Source organism: Catenulispora pinistramenti (genome assembly GCF_018274385.1).
In the GTDB taxonomy this organism is placed as follows: Bacteria; Actinomycetota; Actinomycetes; order Streptomycetales; family Catenulisporaceae; genus Catenulispora; species Catenulispora pinistramenti.
In genome coordinates this window covers 1-5,687 of sequence record NZ_JAAFYZ010000373.1, presented here as the reverse complement: position 1 = coordinate 5,687, position 5,687 = coordinate 1, and the positions used below count along the sequence as shown (strand labels likewise).

The following is a 5,687-nucleotide window of genomic DNA, read 5'->3' as shown; positions in this document are numbered from 1 at the left end:
CGTAGTCACCACCTCCAGGCGGCAAGACCCGGGCGCAGCAAGAGTTGAGAACCTGAAAGGAGCGCGTCGCGCCGTTCTGCATGTACGGTCCGCTTAGGCGGTACACACGTTTGCGTGCGTCCTCACCGTTCGTCCCTTCGCGTGCTACGACCGCCCCGCCCTGTACGCACCCTGCGGCCAAGCGTGATGTTGATCCGGGCCCACTTCTCATCCGACCACGGCGGAAGACGCCGAGCCCATTCCGCAGCCCACGCCCGCAACGCCTCCACCTCCTCTTCCCCTCCCGGCACCACGTGGCGACGCTGATTCGGTTCATCGGTCACACGGCACCACGCCCGTCGGCGGTGCCTCGCGCTACCTCGCGGTTGTGCTCGATTGCCTCACGGACGCCAGCGGCCTGCTCTGCGATGGTGACGCTTGGCCATCCCTGCCAGGCGTAGCGCCACAGGCTGTCCCGCAAGGTCTCTTGGCCATCGGAGCTAGGCGGTTGCGTGCTTCGGAAGTCTGCGCGTGCCTGCCGTAGGGCTGCGAAGGTGCTGGAGTAGCGGCGGGTTTTGGTCAGTGGCTGCCCGCCGAATCCGAGCATGTGTGTCCAGCGATGCAGACCCAGCGCCTCATAGGGCGCCAGCGCACCGACTGTGCGACACGAATACATCAGTGCCCGTACATGCTCGGTGCGTGCCAGCGCGGCTATCTGTGATCGGTGTGTGATGGGTCTATCGGCGCCGTGAGCGTCCTCTGTCCCCTTGGTGACGTATTTTGCGAGGTAGCCGGCTGCGCGCTCTGCTGGCAGTCCGGTATCGAGCACGATGGGTCGGGCGTCGAGTTGTCGCCCGAAGTGCAGTACGGGGGCGCCGATCTCGACGGTTTCCGCCAGGCGGAGCCGTGCCGCTGAGGCTGCCTGACCTATGGCATCAGCGAGCAGTTCGGCCGTGGCCCACGCAGGTGGTTCCTGTGATCTGTCTTCGGGTCCGTCCAGGCGGAAGGCTGCGTGGAAGTGGACGAGCCCGCGCGCCTGGTACTCGGCGACGCGTACGTATTCGATGCGCAGGGTGCGCCGGATGTACGGCCTGGGGATCCCGCCGGCGCGGGCGAGTCGCCAGTACAGGAAGTCGACCATCCGCGCCCACAGCGCAGACGCTCCCGCGTTCCACAGCACATGCCCGGGATAGTCGTAGCAGGCTACGCAGAGCGGCTGTCCGATCAGCAGGTCCCCGGGCTCATGCTGTTGTTGGCAGGTCATCGCCACTCCGTGGGCGCACCGAGGCTTGCCGCGCCGAGCCCGGCACACGTCCCTAGGCCGGTCGGGATTGGGGCGCCGATGCACCGGGCCGAACGAGGGCGCGGTGAGCGTGGCGAACACCAGCGGATGCCCGGCCACTGTGTCCGGGACTCCCTTGCCGCCGGACAGGCCCGCGCGCACCAGCTGGAATGCGTCCCCGGCATACAGCCGTGAGCAGGATGCGCATCGGGTGGCCCGCCGGTTCATGCAGCGCAGCGGTATCGCGCCGAACGGGGTTCCCGCTGACGACCACGACGAGACGATTTCCCCGGTCGCGACTGCGACCAGCAGCGTCCGGCCGGACAGCCAAACCGGGTTTTCGCAGGCGCCTACGTCGTAGATCTGTTGCTCGATTGCGGGATAGTCCGGCCGCGACAGCAGCTCGAACCAGGCCCGATCCTCGATCGGGACCAACGTCAGCCGATCAGGATTCGGCACGGCCGGGGCGTTGGTGGATGTTGCGGCATCAGACCCTGTGGTCTGGGACACGTCTGCCTCTCCTTGCAGACCGGGCGGCGCCGACCGATGAGACCGGCAGGCGCCGCGACGATGCGGACGGAACGCGCGGGGACCGTTGGAGGCATCAGGGAGAAGGTAAGAGGCTTGAGGTATCGCGGCGGAGGCGCCCAGGCCGATGGACAGTCGGCAGGGCCGAGGGCCGCAGGTGCGTGTTCTGGCTAGTCGTGTCGCGAGTTGGTTGTGATGCGCGCGTGAGGATAGGGGCGGGGGCGCCGGACCTGAGTCGAGTTCGGTCCGGCGCCCCCAGGTGGCGCTGTTCTCTAGTGGTGGGAGTCCAGGAGCAGGCTTGTCAGCAGCAGCATGACCATGCCGATTCCCAGCCAGTAGGCGATGTGTCGGCGGTAGGCCACGACGCCGATAGCGGCCAGCAGCCACAGCAGCGTGATCGTGTCCGAGTCACGGCTCATCACGGACCACTGGTCCATGGCGCCGCAGGGGTACCCGGTGCGATCGGCACGCCGTTCTTTACCGCGTGCGCGTAGAAGATGGAGTGCAGCGCTGCACTGATCGCCGTCCCGAACATCGAGGAGGCCAGGGTGAATCCGAACAGGCCGACGATGATCGATTCGAGGATCTTGACTGTTCGTGCCCGGAGCATGAGGAAGGTCGCGATCCCGAACAGCAACGCAGCTGACGTATTCACGATCATGACGTCTTACCCCCGGGGCGGTCGAAGTCGCTCAGACCAGGCAGCCACACCCGTTGGTGCGCGTAGTCGGTGGTGATCCGCTGCGCCTGCTCCGCGCCGATGTTCGCCGAGCGCGCCCGCATCCACCCACCCTCATTGGTGGTGGTGATGGCCACGCCGCGCTCTAGCGGTCCGATGCTCTGCGCGGCGATCACCGCGTCAGGGAACTTGTCCCCGAGCGTCATCTTGACCGTCTCCGGATCGGTGACCCGGTGGCAGATCCGTCCGCCGAGCTGCGCACGCAGCATCGTCACACCCGGTCCCAGGTCCGACCCGACACGTTGACCTGCTACCAGCAGATGCACCCCGAGGGTTGCGCCCAGCTGGGCCAGGCGAACCAGGTTCGTGGAGCAGGCCAGCGCGTCGGCCTTGCCCTTGGGGTCGGTGGCTAGGTACAGCTCTGCCAGCTCATCGACCAACACCACGATCGGTACCGGTCGGATCTGCTCTGGCAGGTCCCAGATGGACCGGACTTGGGCGACGCGACACTGCACTGTGCGCTCCAGCACCACATCAACCAGGTGACCCAGCAGCCGTACCGCCGCCGGCCGATCCGTGGCCAGCGCCGAGAGCCGCGCAGTGTAGTTGCCCAGTTCCATGCCGCCTTTCAGGTCGATACCGACCAGCGCGACCGGACGCGGCGCCAGCTCGACCACCGCCGCGTTCATGAGTGTCGATTTCCCCGACTGTGTGGCACCTGTGATCAGCCAGTGCGGCAGTAGCCGAAGATCCAGCACCCACGGGCTTCCGTCCTCCAGGAGCCCGACGAAGACCCGCAGGAGTTTCGCGGCGTCCGCCGCGCCTGGCGTCTCCTCCAACTCGGCGGACACCGACACCCCGAACCACGGCCGCCCGTGGTGCTTACGCCGCGCCAGTGCTCCCGGGGCTGTGATGTTGGCCAGCGGATCCCGAGCCGAGATCGTGAACTCGACCTCGCCGCGAGCCGGAGACGACACCCGCACCGAATGCACCCGCCACGCGTGCGACATCGCCTCGGCCGCGTCAACGAACTCATCAGGGGTCTGACCCGGCAGCATCCGCGCCCGCATCGTCACCGAGAACGGCCGGGGCCAACCCACGTGCAGCCGGGGGACCACCGGATCAAGTTCCTTACCCTTGACCAGAATCCCGCCGATCATGGCGTGTGCCCGCTTACGCGTCACCGCCAGGTCACACTCCCAGGCCAGCTGACGCCAGGTGAACCGGATCCGCACCCACAGAATCGGGAACGATACGGCGTACCACCACGCCCTCGGATAGCGCTCGCGCACCATCGGCGCGGCGACCAGCAGCACAGCGACCACCAGGAGCGCCACCACCGACAGGGCAGACTTCGACGACATCGCCTCAGCCCTCCCCGTCTATCGCCTCAGCCCGAAGACCCGCGAAGTCCGAAAGCGCTGTTCCCACAGTGCAGATCTGGAACAGGTAGCCGCTGCACTCAGCGCGCTTCCCCGCCTTTTCGGCGCCCTCGGCCAGCTCTGCCAGCTTCGCCAAGGACTCGACACCTTCCCTGATTCGGCGTATCGCCTCACCCGGGCAGCTCACGCCGACTCACCGGCCTTGGCCGACCGAGGCCCGCCGGCCGGGGGTGTCGCGGGCGGGGTCGACGCGGAACGCGCCGCAGTGGCCGGCGCCGCGTTGCCCGCCACTGCGCTGGTGGCCCTGGTGGCGGACTCGGCCCGGAAGGCCAGGCCAGAGCGGCCGTTCTGCTCCCAGTAGGTCACGATCAGCCCGTCCAACGCGATCACGTCGCCCTCGGACACCTCCGGCGCGCTCAACCCGCGCACCTTGACCTCTATCGCGCTGGCGCGCCGCTGGCCCTCCCGACGTACCGCCACCGACAGCAGGTAGTCCCGCTCCCCAGTCTTGGGGTTGATCTTGATCTCGCCGGTGTCGAAATCGACCACCGGTTCGGGATCGGCGATCAGGCGAGGCCTGATCCAGTCACCGACATCCACTCTGACGTTCTGCACGTTCACGCTCCCGCGTCCAGGGCCGCAAGGCCCGCTTCTGAGTCGGTCACGACCGTCCGGGCCGCGCCCGGATCCGCAACCACGCAGGTCACCGGCCGAATGGACCCCGGCCGGCGCCCCGCGCAGGTACCGAACTCCTTGACGAGAGCGCACATCGGTTCTCAAGACATAGGACGTCACTCGTCATGATGAGTTCAGTCCAGAGGCTACCCCCTCTTTGATAGACATCGGTCATCACTTATCATGACGAGCGTAGGCCGATGGGGTGTCAATGTGCAGGTGACAGGGTTCTGATACACCGAACCCGCCCCACGCGGATGCTACGCAGACCCGAGAACCGTTACCGAAACGTGACCGACCGAGCGCGGTCGGACCAGCGCACTGATGCGCCTCATAGAACTGTGGGTGGCCGGACATGGCACGGATCGTCAGAAACGACAAGCTGTACCAGCAGGTCACGGACGGCATCCGCGACGACATCAACCAAGACGTCTATCAGCCCGGGGACGCTTTGCCATCCGAGGCCCGGATGATCGAAGAGTACGGCGTTTCGCGGACCACCCTGCGCCAAGCCCTGGTGATCCTCCGCACCGAAGGCCTGATCGAGATCCGACACGGCAAAGGCGCCTTCGTCCGCCGCCGCAACGCCGCCGCCACCGTCCTGCACCGCCCCCGCACCGAACCCCTGCAAACGATCAGCGAAGCACGGATCCGCCGCCAGGACGCCGACGCCACAACCGCAGCACTCATCGGCGTTCCCGAAGGCAGCGCGCTGTACATCTGCGAAGCCACCGCCACAGACCCGACGACAGGTCGCAGAGTCCTTACACGGACCGTGCTTCCGTTCACCGCAGCCGAGGGCACCGAGCTAGAAGCCGACCCGTTCCCCGAACGTCCGGCCCAGCTCGCCAGGCTCTCCGCACGTCACGGCAAACTCACCGCCACGGAATACGTGCAAGCGCGCATGCCCACCCCCAACGAGACCACAGCCCTAGCGCTACCGGACATCACACCACTTCTGGAAACCACGCTGGTGACCGTCGCCAAAGGCAAGACCGTGCTTGCTGAAACCGAGACCACCAGCGCCGAAGGCAACCGACTCGCCTACCCAGCCAAGTAGCCGCCGGTGGCCGACTGTGAGACACCTGCGCGCAGCACACTGACCACGCACTCTCCACGCGTGATCCACGCCGTGTCGGCGGCCGGCGGATCCGTACCCCAC

7 protein-coding genes are annotated in these 5,687 nt (G+C 67.0%); 1 reads left to right on the top strand and 6 read right to left on the bottom strand.

Annotation, left to right across the window (positions count from 1 at the left end):
- Positions 1 to 319: 319 nt before the first annotated feature.
- The 6 genes from KGQ19_RS47050 to KGQ19_RS47025 all read right to left on the bottom strand — a co-directional run bounded on the left by KGQ19_RS47050 (position 320) and on the right by KGQ19_RS47025 (position 4,465).
- Positions 320 to 1,696: a replication initiator gene (locus tag KGQ19_RS47050; RefSeq protein ID WP_212021877.1), complete on the bottom strand. Its 1,377-nt coding sequence runs from the start codon at positions 1,694 to 1,696 to the stop codon at positions 320 to 322.
- Between the two features lie 365 nt (positions 1,697 to 2,061).
- Positions 2,062 to 2,208 carry a hypothetical protein gene (locus KGQ19_RS47045; RefSeq protein WP_212021876.1) on the bottom strand — a complete coding sequence of 49 codons (147 nt, stop codon included), beginning with the start codon at positions 2,206 to 2,208 and terminating at the stop codon, positions 2,062 to 2,064.
- Positions 2,208 to 2,444, bottom strand: coding sequence for a hypothetical protein (locus tag KGQ19_RS47040; protein ID WP_212021875.1), 237 nt, complete (start codon positions 2,442 to 2,444; stop codon positions 2,208 to 2,210). The genes KGQ19_RS47045 and KGQ19_RS47040 overlap by 1 nt, the downstream gene beginning before the upstream one ends.
- Before the next feature lie 2 nt (positions 2,445 to 2,446).
- Positions 2,447 to 3,832, bottom strand: a complete 1,386-nt coding sequence (locus KGQ19_RS47035; protein ID WP_212021874.1) for an FtsK/SpoIIIE domain-containing protein — start codon at positions 3,830 to 3,832, stop codon at positions 2,447 to 2,449.
- A gap of 4 nt (positions 3,833 to 3,836) precedes the next feature.
- Positions 3,837 to 3,986: a hypothetical protein gene (locus KGQ19_RS47030; protein ID WP_212021872.1), complete on the bottom strand. Its 150-nt coding sequence runs from the start codon at positions 3,984 to 3,986 to the stop codon at positions 3,837 to 3,839.
- Between the two features lie 47 nt (positions 3,987 to 4,033).
- Positions 4,034 to 4,465 (bottom strand): hypothetical protein, encoded by a 432-nt coding sequence (locus KGQ19_RS47025; protein WP_212021870.1) that lies wholly within the window; start codon positions 4,463 to 4,465, stop codon positions 4,034 to 4,036.
- Positions 4,466 to 4,880: 415 nt separating this feature from the next.
- Here KGQ19_RS47025 and KGQ19_RS47020 point away from each other — a divergent pair, with 415 nt between their 5' ends.
- Complete coding sequence (locus KGQ19_RS47020; protein WP_212021868.1) at positions 4,881 to 5,585, top strand: GntR family transcriptional regulator; 705 nt, start codon at positions 4,881 to 4,883, stop codon at positions 5,583 to 5,585.
- Positions 5,586 to 5,687 lie beyond the last annotated feature (102 nt).